The sequence below is a fragment of the Candidatus Pelagibacter communis genome (genome assembly GCF_001180205.1).
Classification (GTDB): Bacteria; Pseudomonadota; Alphaproteobacteria; order Pelagibacterales; family Pelagibacteraceae; genus Pelagibacter; species Pelagibacter ubique_O.
Map to the genome: position 1 here is coordinate 1 of NZ_CVSU01000071.1, position 15,539 is coordinate 15,539.

General features: G+C 28.4%; 19 protein-coding genes. 13 read left to right on the plus strand and 6 right to left on the minus strand.

The window, feature by feature from the left end; genetic code table 11:
• The 13 genes from AMO08_RS02735 to rnhA all read left to right on the plus strand — a co-directional run.
• A partial coding sequence (locus AMO08_RS02735; RefSeq protein ID WP_075484897.1) for a chromosome segregation SMC family protein occupies window positions 1–2,457 on the plus strand: 2,457 nt, incomplete at its 5' end.
• A gap of 9 nt (window positions 2,458–2,466) precedes the next feature.
• On the plus strand, window positions 2,467–2,742 hold the full coding sequence (locus AMO08_RS02740) for an AtpZ/AtpI family protein (protein WP_075484905.1): 276 nt from the start codon (window positions 2,467–2,469) through the stop codon (window positions 2,740–2,742).
• A gap of 9 nt (window positions 2,743–2,751) precedes the next feature.
• Window positions 2,752–3,486, plus strand: a complete 735-nt coding sequence (locus AMO08_RS02745) for a F0F1 ATP synthase subunit A (protein WP_075484907.1) — start codon at window positions 2,752–2,754, stop codon at window positions 3,484–3,486.
• Window positions 3,487–3,503: 17 nt separating this feature from the next.
• Window positions 3,504–3,731, plus strand: a complete 228-nt coding sequence (locus AMO08_RS02750; protein WP_006997791.1) for a F0F1 ATP synthase subunit C — start codon at window positions 3,504–3,506, stop codon at window positions 3,729–3,731.
• 4 nt (window positions 3,732–3,735) lie between these two features.
• Window positions 3,736–4,326: a F0F1 ATP synthase subunit B family protein gene (locus tag AMO08_RS02755; protein ID WP_075484909.1), complete on the plus strand. Its 591-nt coding sequence runs from the start codon at window positions 3,736–3,738 to the stop codon at window positions 4,324–4,326.
• Window positions 4,316–4,813, plus strand: a complete 498-nt coding sequence (locus AMO08_RS02760; protein ID WP_179850738.1) for a F0F1 ATP synthase subunit B family protein — start codon at window positions 4,316–4,318, stop codon at window positions 4,811–4,813. Before AMO08_RS02755 ends, AMO08_RS02760 begins: the two co-directional genes overlap by 11 nt.
• Before the next feature lie 39 nt (window positions 4,814–4,852).
• Window positions 4,853–6,313: a phytoene desaturase family protein gene (crtI, locus tag AMO08_RS02765; RefSeq protein ID WP_075484911.1), complete on the plus strand. Its 1,461-nt coding sequence runs from the start codon at window positions 4,853–4,855 to the stop codon at window positions 6,311–6,313.
• A complete protein-coding gene (locus AMO08_RS02770) occupies window positions 6,313–7,164 on the plus strand; it encodes a phytoene/squalene synthase family protein (protein ID WP_075484913.1) in 852 nt (283 codons plus the stop codon). Before crtI ends, AMO08_RS02770 begins: the two co-directional genes overlap by 1 nt.
• A complete protein-coding gene (locus AMO08_RS02775; RefSeq protein WP_075484915.1) occupies window positions 7,151–8,215 on the plus strand; it encodes a lycopene cyclase family protein in 1,065 nt (354 codons plus the stop codon). Before AMO08_RS02770 ends, AMO08_RS02775 begins: the two co-directional genes overlap by 14 nt.
• Before the next feature lies 1 nt (window position 8,216).
• Window positions 8,217–9,152 (plus strand): Brp/Blh family beta-carotene 15,15'-dioxygenase, encoded by a 936-nt coding sequence (locus AMO08_RS02780; protein ID WP_075484917.1) that lies wholly within the window; start codon window positions 8,217–8,219, stop codon window positions 9,150–9,152.
• The gene (gene ispH / locus AMO08_RS02785) at window positions 9,142–10,086 is read left to right on the plus strand and encodes a 4-hydroxy-3-methylbut-2-enyl diphosphate reductase (RefSeq protein ID WP_075484919.1); all 945 of its coding nucleotides are present in this window, start codon (window positions 9,142–9,144) and stop codon (window positions 10,084–10,086) included. Before AMO08_RS02780 ends, ispH begins: the two co-directional genes overlap by 11 nt.
• A gap of 1 nt (window position 10,087) precedes the next feature.
• Window positions 10,088–11,053, plus strand: coding sequence for a homoserine kinase (locus AMO08_RS02790; protein WP_075484921.1), 966 nt, complete (start codon window positions 10,088–10,090; stop codon window positions 11,051–11,053).
• The gene (rnhA, locus tag AMO08_RS02795; protein ID WP_075484923.1) at window positions 11,053–11,478 is read left to right on the plus strand and encodes a ribonuclease HI; all 426 of its coding nucleotides are present in this window, start codon (window positions 11,053–11,055) and stop codon (window positions 11,476–11,478) included. Before AMO08_RS02790 ends, rnhA begins: the two co-directional genes overlap by 1 nt.
• On the opposite strand, the gene AMO08_RS02800 is transcribed toward rnhA, so the two are convergent.
• The 6 genes from AMO08_RS02800 to AMO08_RS02825 are packed head-to-tail and all read right to left on the minus strand — an operon-like array spanning window position 11,470 to window position 15,454.
• Complete coding sequence (locus AMO08_RS02800) at window positions 11,470–11,958, minus strand: peroxiredoxin family protein (protein WP_075484925.1); 489 nt, start codon at window positions 11,956–11,958, stop codon at window positions 11,470–11,472. The genes rnhA and AMO08_RS02800 overlap by 9 nt on opposite strands.
• Window positions 11,955–13,337 (minus strand): threonine synthase, encoded by a 1,383-nt coding sequence (gene thrC, locus AMO08_RS02805; protein ID WP_075484927.1) that lies wholly within the window; start codon window positions 13,335–13,337, stop codon window positions 11,955–11,957. The genes AMO08_RS02800 and thrC overlap by 4 nt, the downstream gene beginning before the upstream one ends.
• Window positions 13,338–13,991, minus strand: coding sequence for an SURF1 family protein (locus tag AMO08_RS02810; protein WP_075484929.1), 654 nt, complete (start codon window positions 13,989–13,991; stop codon window positions 13,338–13,340). It abuts the gene before it with no gap.
• Between the two features lie 9 nt (window positions 13,992–14,000).
• A complete protein-coding gene (locus AMO08_RS02815) occupies window positions 14,001–14,789 on the minus strand; it encodes a cytochrome c oxidase subunit 3 (protein WP_023854769.1) in 789 nt (262 codons plus the stop codon).
• A gap of 9 nt (window positions 14,790–14,798) precedes the next feature.
• Entirely contained in the window at window positions 14,799–15,332 is a 534-nt protein-coding gene (locus AMO08_RS02820; RefSeq protein ID WP_256997646.1) for a cytochrome c oxidase assembly protein, read from the minus strand.
• On the minus strand, window positions 15,329–15,454 hold the full coding sequence (locus tag AMO08_RS02825) for a serine protease (RefSeq protein WP_075484931.1): 126 nt from the start codon (window positions 15,452–15,454) through the stop codon (window positions 15,329–15,331). Before AMO08_RS02825 ends, AMO08_RS02820 begins: the two co-directional genes overlap by 4 nt.
• Between the last annotated feature and the right edge of the window lie 85 nt (window positions 15,455–15,539).

Genomic DNA, 15,539 nt, shown 5'->3' on the forward strand with positions numbered 1-15,539 from the left:
ATTGTAGAATCTTTAAGATGGGTAATGGGAGAGACCTCTGCAAAGAGTATGCGTGGATCCGGTATGGAGGATGTAATTTTTTCAGGAACATCTAACAAAGCGTCAAAAAATATTGCAGAAGTTTCAATTGAAGTTGAAAACAAAGATAAAGAAGGTCCTATTCAATACCGTGAAACAGAGCAAATACAAGTTAGAAGAAAAATAGAAAAAGATAAAGGATCTAAATTTTACATAAATGATAAAGAGGTAAGAGCAAGAGATGCTCAAATGTTTTTTGCAGATCTTTCGACTGGTGCGCACTCTCCATCCATGATTAGTCAAGGAAGAATAGGTGCATTGGTAACAGCGAAACCAACAGATAGAAGGGCTATTTTAGAAGAAGCTGCAGGAATATCTGGTTTACACGTTAGAAGACATGAGGCTGAATTAAGATTAGGTGCGGCTGAGAATAATTTAAAAAGAGCAGATGAACTAAGAAGACAGCAAGAAAAACAATTAGCGAATCTTCAAAAACAAGCTGAAGAGGCGACAAAATACAAACTAATTTCAGATCAAATTAAAAAAATTGAAGCAGGCTTATATTATTTAAAATTATTAGAAATAGATAAAGAAATTAGAATAGAAAATGAAATTAATACTGAGGCAGAAGGAGAAGTAGAAGGATTTAATAACAAAATATCTGAATTAGAAAACTCAATTAAAACTTTTACAGATAAAGTAAATCCATTGAGAGAGAAAAATATTGAAAATTTATCAAGGATACAAAGACTTAATTTAGAACTTCAAAGTTTAGATGAGGAGAATACAAGAATTCAAGATGAGATAGAAAGCATCAAAAAATCAATTCAAACACTTGATGATGATATCACGAGAGAAAAAGGGATAATCATAGACGCTAACTCAAATGAAAAAAGATTGAAGGAAGAAAAAACTGAATTAATTGAGACAGACGCGAAGTATTTTGAAACAGAAAAATTATCTAATGAAGAGTTAGAAAGTGCAAAAAATAAACTTAAAGAAGAACAAAAAGCTGTTGATGAAGTTGTAAACAGTTTAGCAGAAGAAACTGTAAATATAAGTGTCGGTCCAATAAGAAATGTAAAAAACACTATATCAAGGGTAAAAGAATTAATAGATAGTAATGAAATAAATCAAGCAGTAACACTTCTAGATAGATGTAATATGGAGCTAGATAGTTTTTTAAATGATTTAAAAAATGAAAGATCTAGAAGTGAGTTATTAGGAGTTAGCGAAAAATCAGAAAATATAAAATTACTCCAAGAAAAATATGCCGATGCATATAGTAAAAATCAATCAATTAAAAATGAGTCTATAAAAAGAAATGAAAGAATTAAAACCATTGAAACGGAAATTGAAAGTTGGAAAAATTTATTAACTAACTCAGAAAAAATGGTTAATGAACTAACACAAAGAAAAGAAAAATTATCAAAACAATTAAGTGATTTAGAAAATCAACCTAGAGCACAGGCAGAGAGAAAAGGTCAAATTTCAGAAAATTTAAGAATTTCAGATAAAGAAAAAATTGATAATGAAGCGATTATAGATGAAACAGATCAAAAAATTGAAATGTTAAGAACGCAATTAAATGAAATACAAGAACAATCAATTCAAATCAGAGAAAGAAAAGCAAGCTCAGGAGCCACAATTGAAGGCCTGCAAAAAAGAAAAAATGATCTGCTTGATAGAATAAGTTCTGAGCTAAATTTAAATGAAGATAATATTTTAGAAAATTCAAATTTAAATGGAGTAGAAGAGCTTCCAAATCCAGTTGATCAAGAAGATGCTTTAGACAAGAAAAAACAAGAAAGAGAAAAATTAGGATCTGTAAATTTAAAAGCAGATGAAGAAACAAGTAAATATGAAGAAGAGATAAAAAAAATGGAACAGGATCGTGCCGATCTTGTTACCGCTATCGTGAAATTGAAAGACAGCATCAATGAACTTAATCAAAAAGGAAGGGAAAGATTGATTGAAGCTTTTGAAAAAGTTAATAGAAAATTTAATGAAGTTTATACAAAACTTTTCAATGGTGGAAATGCCAAACTAGAATTGGTGGACTCTGATGATCCACTTGAAGCAGGTTTAGAAATGTTGGTTAGTCCTCCAGGAAAAAGACTTCAATCTATAACTTTGTTATCTGGAGGTGAGCAAGCATTGACTGCCCTCTCATTAATCTTTGCAGTATTTTTAACAAACCCTTCACCTATATGTGTATTGGATGAGGTTGATGCGCCGCTTGACGATGCTAACGTAACAAGATTTTGTAGTTTACTTGAGGAACTAATTAAAATCACCAACACCAAATTCATAATTGTAACTCATCATGCATTAACTATGTCAAAAATGAACAGACTATATGGGGTAACTATGCCTCAAAAAGGAATTAGTCAGCTTGTGGCTGTTGATTTACAAAAAGCAGAGAGTATGGTTGCTTAAACTATATAAATGCCAAAAGACCCTTTCAAAACTCGCTTAGAGATTGCAAAAAGCAAGATTTCAAAGAAAAATCTTTACAATAAGAAGAATGACCCCTCACCTATAGGAACTGCATTCAAATTAAGCACAGAACTTGTTTCTGCAGTAGCTGTGGGGACAATTATTGGGTTTATTTTTGACAAGACCTTTGGTACTAAACCTTGGTTTATATTAATATTTTTTTTTGTTGGTGTAGTTGCTGGAATAACCAATGTGATTAGATCTGCAAAAAAAATGCAAAAATAAATAAGTATTATGGCAGCAAATCCTATGTCCCAATTCGACGTTTATAGAATTGGACCTGAAATTAAAGTTGGAGCATTCGACATATCATTTACGAACGCAAGTTTGTTCATGATTTTAAGTACTGTATCTATTTTGTTAATCTTTAATTTAGGATCAAAAAAAAATTCAATACTACCAAACAAAATTCAATTATTAGCAGAACTTAGCTATACCTTTGTATCCAAAATGATTAGCGATACAGCTGGATCAAAAGCTAAACCATACTTTGCATTTATATTTTCTCTATTCATGTTTGTATTATTTTGTAACATGTTTGGAATGATACCTTATACTTTCACTGTAACCAGTCATATCATTGTAACATTTGTGCTCGCAGCATTTATATTTATTGGAGTGACTGTAATTGGGTTTATTAAACATGGATTTGGATATTTAAAATTATTTGTTCCAAGTGGAGTGCCTGCAGTATTACTCCCTTTAATTGTTATTATAGAAATAATTTCTTATTTAAGTAGACCTATAAGTTTATCAGTTAGATTATTTGCCAATATGATGGCTGGTCATACAATGATGAAAGTTTTCGGAGGCTTTGTAATAAGCCTTGGAATAGTTGGTGGGTGGCTTCCACTAAGTTTTTCGGTTGCGTTAACTGGTTTGGAGATCTTAGTTGCTTTTCTTCAAGCTTATGTTTTTGCAATCTTAACCTGCATCTATTTAAATGATGCATTAAATTTACACCATTAATAACAGAGGAGGATATAATGGAATTAGAAGCAGCAAAAATGATCGGAGCAGGTTTAGCAGCAATTGCTTTAGCTGGAGCCGGTGTTGGTATCGGAATAATTTTTGGAAATTATTTGTCTGGTGCAATGAGAAATCCATCTGCAGCACAAAAACAATTTCCTAACTTGCTTTTAGGTTTCGCACTTGCAGAAGCTACAGGATTATTCGGATTAGTAGTTGCGTTAATCATTCTCTTTGCGTTTTAAATTGATGGTTAAAAAAATATATTTTCAGTCAATATTTTTTAGCTTCTTTTTTATTAAAGAAGCTTTTGCAGCTGAAAGTGGAGGTATGCCTCAATTAAATCCAGAGTTTTGGGTTTCTCAAATTTTTTGGCTAATACTCACTTTTGGTATTATGTATTTAGTTTTATCTAAATTAATACTACCAAAAATTAGTAACAACTTAGAATCGAGAAAATCTCAAATATTAGAAAATATTGAGGCTGCTGAGAAACAAAGAGAAGATAGTGATGCAAAACTAAAAGAATACGATGAAATTATATCTAAAAGCAAAGATGAGGCTAATAGTATTTTCAATCAAGCTAGAGAAAAAGCACTAAAAGATATTGGTGCAAAAAGAGAAGTGCTTGATAAGCAAATTGATAGTGAAATTGCTGAGGCTGAAAAAGAAATAGATGCATTAAGAAAAAATGCGCCAGATAAAATAAATAAAATTGCTATTGAGACTTCATCTGAGTTATTGCAAAAACTAATTGGAGCTGAAGTAAATAATAGTAGTATATCTGCAATTGTTGACGATCTATCTAAAAGAAATGGAGATAAATACTATGGCAATTGATGCAACATTTTGGGTAGCCATATCATTTATTATTTTTTTTGGAGCGTTAATTTATCTTAAAATTCCTCAAAAAATTTCTGAAATGTTAGATAAAATGATATCTGACATTAAAAATGAAATTGATGAAAGTGAAAAATTAAGAACTGAGGCAAAAACACTATTAGATAACTCACAAAAAAAATTAGATACAGCTCAGTCTGTTAGCAACGAAATTCTTGAGAACGCCAAAAAAGATGCAGATAGATTAATAATTGAGATGAATGATAAGTTTCATAAATCATCAGAAATTAAAAAAAATATAGCTGAAAATAAAATAAGTCAGATGAAAGAAGCAGCTTTAAAAGAAATTAAGGACGCATCAATAAAAATTGCCGTCGACTCAGTTAAAAAAATAATAACTACATCTGTAGACAAGTCAAAATTAGATGCTGTGTTTCAAAAAAATTTAGATGAAACTAAAGCAGAGTTAAAAAAAATTAACTCATAATACACTTACAATTTTTCAAAAAAGCTATAAATTATTAAAATGAACTCTATAGTCATTGGATCAGGATTTGGTGGGATAGCAGCAGCGCTAAGACTTAAGGCAAAAGGACATAACGTAAAATTAATAGAGAAACATCCAGATCTAGGTGGAAGAGCAAGAGTTTTTAAAAAAAACGGATTTATATATGATGCTGGACCAACAGTAATTACTGCACCCTACTTAATTAATGAATTGTTCGAGTTATTCAATAAAGATCCAAAAAATTATATAGAACTAACTCCACTTAAAATTTGGTACCAGTTTATTTTTGAGGACAAAACTAAATTTAACTATTCAGGCGACGAAATAGAGATGAAAAACCAAATTGAGAAACTTAGTAAAGAAGATGTAAATGGATACGAAAAATTAGTTAATTTTACAAAAAAAATCTTTGATAAAGGTTTTTTAGAACTTGCAGATGTACCATTTGATAAACCTTTCGTAATGATGCAACAATTGCCTGCTCTGTTAAAACTTAAAAGTTATAAATCAGTTTACTCACTTGTTTCATCTTATATAAAAAATGAAAAATTAAGAAGAATGCTTAGCATGCATCCTTTACTAGTTGGTGGAAACCCTTTTACCACCACTTCTATTTATGGATTAATTCTTTATTTAGAAAAAAAATGGGGAATACATTATTCAGTTGGAGGAACAGGAAATATAATTAAAGGTTTTGAAAAATTAATGAATGAGGTTGGTATTGAAATAATAAAAAACAGTGAAGTAACAGAAATTATATCAAAAAATAATAAAATAAGTGGTGTAAAATTAAATAATGAAAATGAAATTGGTGCAGATAATGTTGTTTGTAATGCAGATCCACCTGCATTTTATGAGAAGATGTTAAGCAAAAGCAACGAAAATTCCATGTTGTTTAATTGGAAAAAAAATCGAATGGAATATTCTATGGGTTTATTTGTTTACTATTTTGGAACAAAAAAAATTTATGACAATGTTGAACATCATACAATAAAGTTTGGAAACAAGTATAAAGAGCATCTTGATGACATATTTGATAAGAAAAAATTAAATAACGATATTAGCTATTATCTTCACAGACCTACAGCGACTGATAAAACTATGGCCCCAGAAGGAAATGATTGTTTTTATGTGTTAGTACCTGTTCCTAACAATCAGTCAAAAATAAATTGGGAAACTGAAGGTGAGAAAATGAAAAATCTTGTAATTGAAAAAATGGAAAAAGACTTAATGCCGGATCTTAAGAATAATATAGTTGAGGACTTTTATCTAACACCTGATTACTTTGAGAAAGAATTAAATACAAAATTTGGATCAGGGTTTTCAATTCAACCTAAATTTACACAATCCGCATACTTTAGATTTCATAATAAATCTGAAATATATGATGGTTTATACTTTGTTGGTGCAGGCACACATCCAGGGGCTGGCGTACCAGGTGTTCTCTCTTCAGCAAAAGTTTTAGATAAATTATTTTAATGTTAACAAAGAATTATTTAGCTATTTACGCAAAATCTTTTAACTGGGCAGGTTTTTTTTTACCAAAAAAAACCTATGAAAAATGCTCTGCGCTTTATGATTTTTGTAGAGAAGCAGATAATATTGCTGATGATGAAAACAATATTGAAATAAAAAAAGATAATTTTATTAAATTTCAAAAGAATTTTGTAAACAAAAATTACGATGATCCAGTCATTAAAAACATGTGGGATCTTATTAATGAATTCAATATTTCAACTAAAATTGTAGACGATTTATTTGAGGGTATTAATTCTGATATAAAAGAAAATGTTAAACTTAAATCAAAAAAAGAATTATTAATATATTCATACAGGGTGGCTGGAACAGTTGGATTGATGATGGCTAAGATATTGAATGTTCACAAAGAACAATCTCTAAAATCAGCTATTGATCTTGGGATTGCTATGCAATTAACAAATATTTCTAGAGATGTTATGGAAGATAAAAAAAATAATAGATTTTATATCAATGAAAGTTTTGAGGACATAAAGAATACAATCAAGCTTTCAGAGCAGTTTTATAAAAACTCATTTTACTCAATTAAAGAAATACCATTAAGTTTCAGATTTTCTATTTTAGTAGCAAGAAGAGTTTATAGAAAAATAGGATATAAAATTTTAAACAAACAAAACATAGAAAATTATAAAAAGTCAGGAAAAATTTATGTTTCAAATATTGAAAAAATTATTGAAACTTTTTTATCTATTTTTGACTTAATTAAGTTATCACTTATTAGTAAAAACGATGATAATATTAATCATGATCATAATTTAATTAATGAAGATATAAATTTAAATGAAAGAATTTGATTACATAATTATAGGGGGAGGTTGCGCAGGTCTTTCATTAGCATATGAGCTGGAAGTTTATGAAAAATTAAAAGATAAAACTTTAGCAATTATTGAACCAAGAGAAGATTATAAAAGAGATAAAACCTGGTCATTTTGGAAGGTTTTTTCCCATAATTTTGATGACTGTGTCAAAAAAAGTTGGAATAATTTTACAATAAATACACCCAACAATACAAAATATGTAGATTGTGAAACTACACCATATCAAACAATTGATAGTGGTATGTTCTACGAAAAAATACTTTCAAAACTTAAATTAAATAAAAATATTCAGTTTTTTAAAAGTATTGATGAAATAGATAGATCAAATTCAGTAGTTTTTAATAGTGTACCTAATTTTGAGAATAAACAGAGTGAGTTATGGCAACACTTTTGTGGAGTTGAAATAGAAACAGATAAAGACTTTTTTGATGACGAAATATTCAATTTGATGGACTTTGCTTGTGATCAAAGAAACAAAGTTCATTTTTTTTATACGCTACCATATACTAAAAGAAATGCATTAGTTGAAACTACTTGGATATCTGAACTAAATGACGAAAAACTCAAAGATTATGACGAACAAATTGATGATTATTTAAGCAAACATTTAAATATCAGAAACTGTAAAATTAATTTCAAAGAAACTGGAGCAATCCCACTTTTTAGACAAAAAAATGTAAGTAAATCAAATGAAATTTACATAGGCTCTGCAGGAGGCATGACTAGATTAAGTACGGGTTATACGTTCCTAAATATTCAAGAACAGAGCAGATATATAAGAGAAAATATAGAAAATATTAAAAATGTAAATTTATTTAAAATTAATTCAAAATATGATTTTTTAGATAAAATCTTATTAAGAGTTTTAAAAAATAATTCCAATGAAATGGGAAATATATTTTTCAAAGTTTTTAATTCAAAACCTAAAACAGCTATCAATTTTTTATCAAATAAAAGCAGTTTTTTTGAAGATTTAGAGGTAATTCTAAAAATGCCAAAATGGAAATTTTTAAAAGAATTAATTTAAAATGATCAATAAAATAAAAAAAATAAATCTAAATCATTCATTTATTTTTTTCTTTGTTGTAAACATTTTTTGTATTTTACTGTTCAAGTTTAATAATTTAAATATTTCTTCAATTTTGTGTTTACTTTTAATTTTAATTATAGGTGTTTCCCATGGGTCTTTAGATCATATTAAAGGAAAAAAACTGCTTAAATTGTTTAACATAAAATCAAGTTATATATTCTACATTATCTATATTTTAATTTCGGCATTAGTTATCGTAACTTGGATATTGTTACCATCCATAACTTTAATTATTTTTTTAATGATCGCTTCCTACCACTTTGGAAAAGAGGATACACAATTTTTGATTAATGATAGATCTTATTTCACTCAAATACTTTATTTTTTTAAGGGATTTTTAGTTATACTTGCTCCTTTGTATTTTCATTTTCAGGAAACAATAGCAATTTTCAAATTATTATTAATCGATAGTGAGGCATTTTATTCAAGTTTAAATTTTATTGAGACAAATAATGTAATTCAAATAGGAATATTCTGTAGCACCCTGTCTAGTATTTTTCTTTTCCTAAAGAATTTTGAAATCAAAAAATTTGTAGTTTTTTTAGATTATTTTTCTATTTTAATATTAAATTACTATTTATCTCCATTAATAGCTTTTACTGTTTATTTCTGTTTTTTACACTCGATTAGACATTCAATTTCACTAGCTATTGATCTTGATCCAAATAGTTTAGTTAATGGATTTAGATTGTTTGTTAAAAAAGCTTTACCGTTAACAATTTTGACAGCTATTTTTTCTTTTATTGCTCTATATCTGCTTGAAAATTCATACAATTTGGATAGTGCAATTTTAAAAATAATATTTATAGGTTTGGCGTCTTTAACCTTTCCACATATATTGCTGGAATATTTTCTAGAAAAAAATGAAAAATAAAGAATTAAAAATATTATTATCTGCGCCCCGTGGATTTTGTGCCGGGGTAGAAAGAGCAATTGAAATAGTTGAAAAATCTATACAAAAATTTGGAGCTCCAGTTTATGTGCGTCATGAAATAGTCCATAACAAGTATGTTGTAGATGATTTAAAAAATAAAGGGGCAATATTTGTCGAAGAGCTGGAGGAGATAAAAGATAAATCAAGACCAGTAATTTTTTCAGCACATGGTGTTCCAAAAAAAATACCTGAAGATGCAAAAAATTATAAAATGACTTATGTGGATGCCACATGTCCACTTGTTTCTAAGGTTCATAGAGAAGCAGAAAATCTTAATAAAGCTGGGTACCATATAATTTTAATTGGTCATGAAAATCATCCAGAAGTAATTGGAACTATGGGTCAATTAAATAAAGGTTCTATAGATCTAATCCAAAATGAGGAAGATGCTACAAACTATCAAAATAAACTAAACAAAAAATTGGCATATATCACTCAGACTACTTTGTCAGTTGATGATACAAAAGAAATAATCAAAATTTTAAAAACCAATTTTCCTAATTTAAAAGAACCAATGAAAGAAGATATTTGTTATGCAACTACTAACCGTCAAATGGCAGTAAAAAATATTGCAAAAAATTGTGATATGTTTTTTGTTATTGGAAGTAGAAACTCTTCAAATTCTGTTAGACTAGTTGAAGTGGCAAAAAAATCAGGGTGTGAAAATTCACAACTTATTCATTCAGAAAGCTCAATACCATTTGATCAAATAGAAAATTGCAATACTATAGGTATATCTTCAGGAGCATCTGCGCCAGAAATATTGGTTAAGAATTTTATTAATGATTTAAAAAATAAATTTTCTATAAGTATTGATGAAGTTGAAATAATTAAAGAAGATGTAGTATTTAAAGCTCCCAAAAAATTAAATTAAAATGGCTGTCTATACAAAAATAAATCAAAAAGAAATTAATATTATAAATAAAAATTTTAATATTGATAAAATAATAAGTTTTAAAGGTATCAAACAAGGAATAGAGAACACAAACTATCTTCTTAAATCAAAAAAGAAAAAATACATTTTAACTATATTTGAAAAAAGAGTTTTACAAAAAGAAATACCTTTTTTTATGAAATTAATGGATAATTTAAATAATTCAAAAATAAATTGTCCTAAGCCTCTGAAAACTAAAAATAATAAGTATCTTATTAAATTAAAAAATAAAACCGCATGTATTGTATCATTCTTAGAAGGTAAAGATAAAAAAATATTAAATATAAATGATTGTTATACAGTTGGTAAAACAATTGCTCGAATGCATGTGGCCACAAATACAATGAAGCTTAATAGAAAAAATTCGATGGGTATTAAGAATTTAAAACCTTTGTTGGAAAATATTAAATTTAAGTCAAAAAAGTTTTCAAATTTAAAAGTATTCTTAAACAATAACCTAAAACATATTAATAGATATTGGCCTAAAAAATTGCCCAAAGGTATTATCCATGGTGACTTATTTATAGATAATATCTTCTTCAAAAAAAATAAACTTTCTGGAATTATTGATTTCTACTTTGCTGCTAATGATTATTTTATGTATGAAATTGCTATATGCATCAATGCTCTTTGTTTTGATTATAAAAAGAGAAAATTCCGTTTAAATAATAAAAAAATTAAAAATTTAATCAAAGGGTATGAAAGTGTTAAAAAAATTTCAATGAAAGAAAAAAAATCTATAAATATTTTGTGTAGAGGTGCAGCATTAAGATATTTATTAACAAGATTGTATGACTACTCAAATACACCAAAAACAGCATTGATTAAAATTAAAGACCCTAATGAATATTATCAAAAATTACTTTCTCACAATAATTTAAGTTCATTTAAAGATTATTTAAATTAATGATTACAATTTATACAGACGGTTCTTGTTTAACAAATCCAGGTAATGGTGGATGGGCTGCAATTATAAATGATGGAAAAGAAATAAAAAAAATTAGTGGTAACGAAAAAAATACAACAAATAATAGAATGGAGTTGTTAGCCCCAATTAATGCATTGAAAGATATGAAGCCTGGTATTGAAATAAAAATATATACGGACTCACAATATGTAAAAAATGGAATAACTGAATGGATTAATACTTGGTTAGCTAATAATTGGAAAACCACAAAAAAAGAAGATGTTAAAAATAAAGATTTATGGATTGATCTATATAATTTAAATAAATCGCTTAATATTCAATGGAATTGGGTTAAAGCTCATGATGGAAACCCTTTAAATGAAGAGGTGGACTATCTAGCTAAAAAAGCAGCAAATTTAGATTAATTTTAAAAAATTTTGAGCTGCTGAAATTTCACAAGCGGCAGTATCTTCTTCTGCTTGTATTTTCTTTACAACATTGTCGTCAATTAACATTGTATATCTTGCTGACCTCATTCCCTGACCCCGATCGTGTCTATCTATTTCTGCTCCAATTAATTTGGTAAATTCACAATATGGGTCTGCGGCCATAAATATTTTATCTTCAACTTTTTGACTATCACCCCATGCTTTCATCACATTTGGATCATTAACTGAAACACAAATAATTTTTGTAACCCCTTTATTCTTTGCTTCCTCGTAATTATTAACATACCCTGGAAGATGTTTTGCGGAACAAACTTTTGTAAATGCTCCAGGAACACCAATCACAATTGTTTTATGATTTTTAAAAACTTCTGCTGTAGTTATTTTTTTTGCTGCTCCACTTGAGTCTAAATAATAAAATTCTGAATTTGGAAGTTGTTCCCCTTCTTTAATTTTCATTTTGTTTTACCTTTGATGTAGTTTTTAATTTTTTCTAAATTATTTTCAACTATATCATATTCTTCTTTTTCATTCAAAATAAACTCAAGTTCTTTTGGTAAATCAGATTTTAAATTAATAGCTTTGGTAACAGCATCAGGAAATTTACATGGATGTGCAGTTGCTAGTACAATATTATTTCCTTTTAAGTTATGTTTGTCGTAAGCACCATATCCAATTGCTGTGTGTGGATCTAAAACTACAGAAAATTTTTCATACACATTTTTAATAACCTCCAAAGTCTCATTTTCACTCAGACTAGCTGATAAAAAATTTTCTCTAATTTTATTTAATTTATCATCACCAATTAAATATTTTCCATTGTCTCTAATATTTTTCATATCTAATATAGTCTGTTTATCATTCTCATTATTAAGATCGAATATAAGTCTCTCGAAATTACTAGCTATTTGGATATCCATACTAGGAGAAATGGTTTCTGAAACCTTTTCTGCTTCATAACTACCTTTTGATATTGCTCTGTGTAAAATGTCGTTTTGATTAGTTGCAACAATCAATTTATTTATAGGCAAGCCCATTTTTTTGGCTAAATATCCAGCATAGACATCTCCAAAATTTCCTGTTGGTACTGAAAAATTTGTTGGTTCACCTGTATTTTCAACCAATGAATAACTATAAAAATAATAAACACTTTGAGCGATAATCCTTGCCCAATTAATTGAGTTCACCCCTGACATTTTGATATCATTTGAAAACTGCTTATCTGCAAACATAGATTTAACTAGGTTTTGGCAATCATCAAAATTTCCCTTTATAGCTATGTTAAATACATTTTCATTTTTACCTGTTGTCATCAATTTTCTTTGCACTGGTGAAACACGATTATCTGGGTGAAGCACAAAAATATTAACATTTTTTTTACCTTTAATTGCATCAATTGCTGCAGCACCAGTATCTCCAGATGTGGCAACAACAATATTAATTTTTTGATTTTCATTGTTTAGGTAATATTCGTAAAAGTTACCTAAAAGTTGCATTGCAACGTCTTTAAAAGCTAAAGTCGGACCATGAAATAATTCTAATATTATTTTGTCTCCAAGCTTTATGAAATCTACAACATTATCCTTTCTAAATGTGGAGTAAGATTTATCAATAATTTTACCCAATTCAGCTTCAGACATAAAATTACCAATGAATGGATAAACAATTTTTTTTGCTAACTCTGAATAACTAAGTGTTTTTAAATCTCTAATTTCATTTTCTCCATATTTCACTAATGTTTCTGGAATAAATAAACCTCCATCTTCGGCAAGACCTTTGATAAAAACGTCTTTAAATTCAAAGGTTTTTGATGTGTCTCTTGTACTTACGTATCTCATTTAATAATTTTTTTTCCTAAAATATAAATATATTAAAAGGATTGAAATCGCCATAGAAAACCAAGTAATTGCGTACTTCTTATGATTATTTGAAATTTTAGCAGTAATCACTCTTGGTTTTGGAATTTTATAATTACCGTTTAAATAAATGACATACTCTGAAAAATTTCTTCCAGTAAATTTTGAAACATCTTCTCTATTCAAAGTAAACCAATAATTTTTCTCAATATCATTTTCTGGCTTGAATGTGCTTGGTTTAGTTTGCAGCATAAGAGTGCCGACTATTTGATTTTGATCAACTAAGTTTATTTCAGGTAGGTCTTTTTTTTCAAAAGGTATCCATCCCCTATTCATTAAGTAATTTTCTTCACCAATTTTTATTGGATTAATTACCTCAAATCCAGGTTTCCCTGCATCATTTAAATTGTACAAGTAAATTTGTTTATCAAAATCAATATCTCCACTTGTTTTAATTCTAAGATAGTTTTTTTTTTCAATGTTGGATAATTCCACAGGGTCGTTTTTCAAAGAATTTTCTATTTGCTCAATTAGCTCTAATTTCCAATTTAATCTATAAATTTGCCAAAACCCTAGGGAGAGAAGAGTTAAAATAATAAAATAAACGAAAACTGAAAATAGTAATTTATTCTTCAAGGATAAATATTAACTTCCCCAAATATAAATTGCAGCAAATAAAAATAACCACACTACGTCAACGAAATGCCAGTACCAAGCAGCTGCTTCAAATCCGAAGTGATGATCTTTAGTGAAATGACCAAGTCTTCCTCTCCACAAACATACTGCTAAAAATATCGTTCCAATTATGACATGAAAACCATGAAAACCTGTTGCCATATAAAATACAGCTCCATAAATATGGCCTGAATAAGTAAAAGTAGCGTGATGGTATTCGTATGCTTGCAATAAAGTAAAAAAGAATCCAAGAATAACAGTTAGTGTTAATCCCTGTATAAATCCTTTTCTATCATCTTCTAATAAAGCGTGATGAGCCCAAGTAACAGTTGTTCCTGATAATAATAAAACTAGAGTATTTATTAATGGAATGTCCCAAGGATCAAATGTTTCAATATCTTTTGGTGGCCATACATTTCCAACAAATTCATTTGGAAACAAGCTTATGTCAAAGTAAGCCCAGAACCATGCAACAAAGAACATTACCTCTGAAGCAATAAATAAAGTCATTCCATATCTGTGATGAATTTGAACAACAGGAGTATGATGACCTTGATGTTCAGCTTCGATTACTACATCTCTAAACCACATATATGCACCATAAATTAATAAAGCTAAACCAAGATACATGCCCCATGAAATTCCGTTATGCATATAAAAAATTGCACCTATTGCTAATACTAAGCATGCAAAAGATGTATAGATTGGCCAAGGACTTGGATCAACTAAGTGGTAATCGTGTTTTTTTTCTGCTGACATTTTTCGTGATTATGATTGTTTATAGTAATCTGTCGAGAAAAAAGTGTACGACATAGTTACATCTTGTAGATTTTTTGTAGTTGGATCTTTCACAAGATCAGGGTCTAAATAAAAAGTCATTACGTAAGTTGCCTTCTCTCCTGCCTTCAACTCTTGTTTTTCAAAACAAAAACATCCTAATTTACTGTAATATTTGCCAAAACTTGCTGGTGAAACATTAAAACTAGCTACACCATGAGTCGTTTCGTTTCCTAAATTCTCAACTTCAAATTCAATTCTGTTGACCTGGCCAACCTTCACATCAATAACGTTTGATTTTGCTTTGAAATTCCAATCAAGATTATTCACATTTGTATCAAACCTCACACTTACAACCTTATCTAACACTATTTTTGGAGCTTCTTTTGAAACCTGGGTTGTTCCTCCAAAACCAGTAACTCTACAGAATAAATCATACAAAGGCACTGCTGCAAAAGACAATCCTAACATAAGGATAAAAATCCCAGCTAAAAGTAAAGGAGTTAATGTTTTGCCTTTAATCATATCTGTCTATCAAATACTCCAACGTTGTATAAAGTAAAAATAAATAAAAATACCATAAATGCTAAAATTGCTACAGCAGTGATAATATTTTTTTTCTTTGTTTTTTCGTCAGGTGTTATCATAAAATTTTATCAATTAAAAAAAGAACAAAAATTAAAAATAAATACAAAATTGAATATCCAAAAATAGATTTTGCTTTTTTTGCAT

Excerpts from the sequence above, each read along its gene's own strand:
- AMO08_RS02760 (WP_179850738.1), top strand. The coding sequence starts at position 4,316 with ATGGCAATTGATGCAACATTTTGGGTAGCCATATCATTTATTATTTTT.
- AMO08_RS02755 (WP_075484909.1), top strand. The coding sequence starts at position 3,736 with ATGGTTAAAAAAATATATTTTCAGTCAATATTTTTTAGCTTCTTTTTT.
- thrC (WP_075484927.1), bottom strand. The coding sequence starts at position 13,337 with ATGAGATACGTAAGTACAAGAGACACATCAAAAACCTTTGAATTTAAA.
- AMO08_RS02800 (WP_075484925.1), bottom strand. The coding sequence starts at position 11,958 with ATGAAAATTAAAGAAGGGGAACAACTTCCAAATTCAGAATTTTATTAT.
- AMO08_RS02815 (WP_023854769.1), bottom strand. The coding sequence starts at position 14,789 with ATGTCAGCAGAAAAAAAACACGATTACCACTTAGTTGATCCAAGTCCT.
- AMO08_RS02750 (WP_006997791.1), top strand. The coding sequence starts at position 3,504 with ATGGAATTAGAAGCAGCAAAAATGATCGGAGCAGGTTTAGCAGCAATT.
- AMO08_RS02770 (WP_075484913.1), top strand. The coding sequence starts at position 6,313 with ATGTTAACAAAGAATTATTTAGCTATTTACGCAAAATCTTTTAACTGG.
- AMO08_RS02825 (WP_075484931.1), bottom strand. The coding sequence starts at position 15,454 with ATGATAACACCTGACGAAAAAACAAAGAAAAAAAATATTATCACTGCT.
- rnhA (WP_075484923.1), top strand. The coding sequence starts at position 11,053 with ATGATTACAATTTATACAGACGGTTCTTGTTTAACAAATCCAGGTAAT.
- AMO08_RS02820 (WP_256997646.1), bottom strand. The coding sequence starts at position 15,332 with ATGATTAAAGGCAAAACATTAACTCCTTTACTTTTAGCTGGGATTTTT.
- AMO08_RS02790 (WP_075484921.1), top strand. The coding sequence starts at position 10,088 with ATGGCTGTCTATACAAAAATAAATCAAAAAGAAATTAATATTATAAAT.
- AMO08_RS02780 (WP_075484917.1), top strand. The coding sequence starts at position 8,217 with ATGATCAATAAAATAAAAAAAATAAATCTAAATCATTCATTTATTTTT.
- crtI (WP_075484911.1), top strand. The coding sequence starts at position 4,853 with ATGAACTCTATAGTCATTGGATCAGGATTTGGTGGGATAGCAGCAGCG.
- AMO08_RS02745 (WP_075484907.1), top strand. The coding sequence starts at position 2,752 with ATGGCAGCAAATCCTATGTCCCAATTCGACGTTTATAGAATTGGACCT.
- AMO08_RS02775 (WP_075484915.1), top strand. The coding sequence starts at position 7,151 with ATGAAAGAATTTGATTACATAATTATAGGGGGAGGTTGCGCAGGTCTT.
- ispH (WP_075484919.1), top strand. The coding sequence starts at position 9,142 with ATGAAAAATAAAGAATTAAAAATATTATTATCTGCGCCCCGTGGATTT.
- AMO08_RS02740 (WP_075484905.1), top strand. The coding sequence starts at position 2,467 with ATGCCAAAAGACCCTTTCAAAACTCGCTTAGAGATTGCAAAAAGCAAG.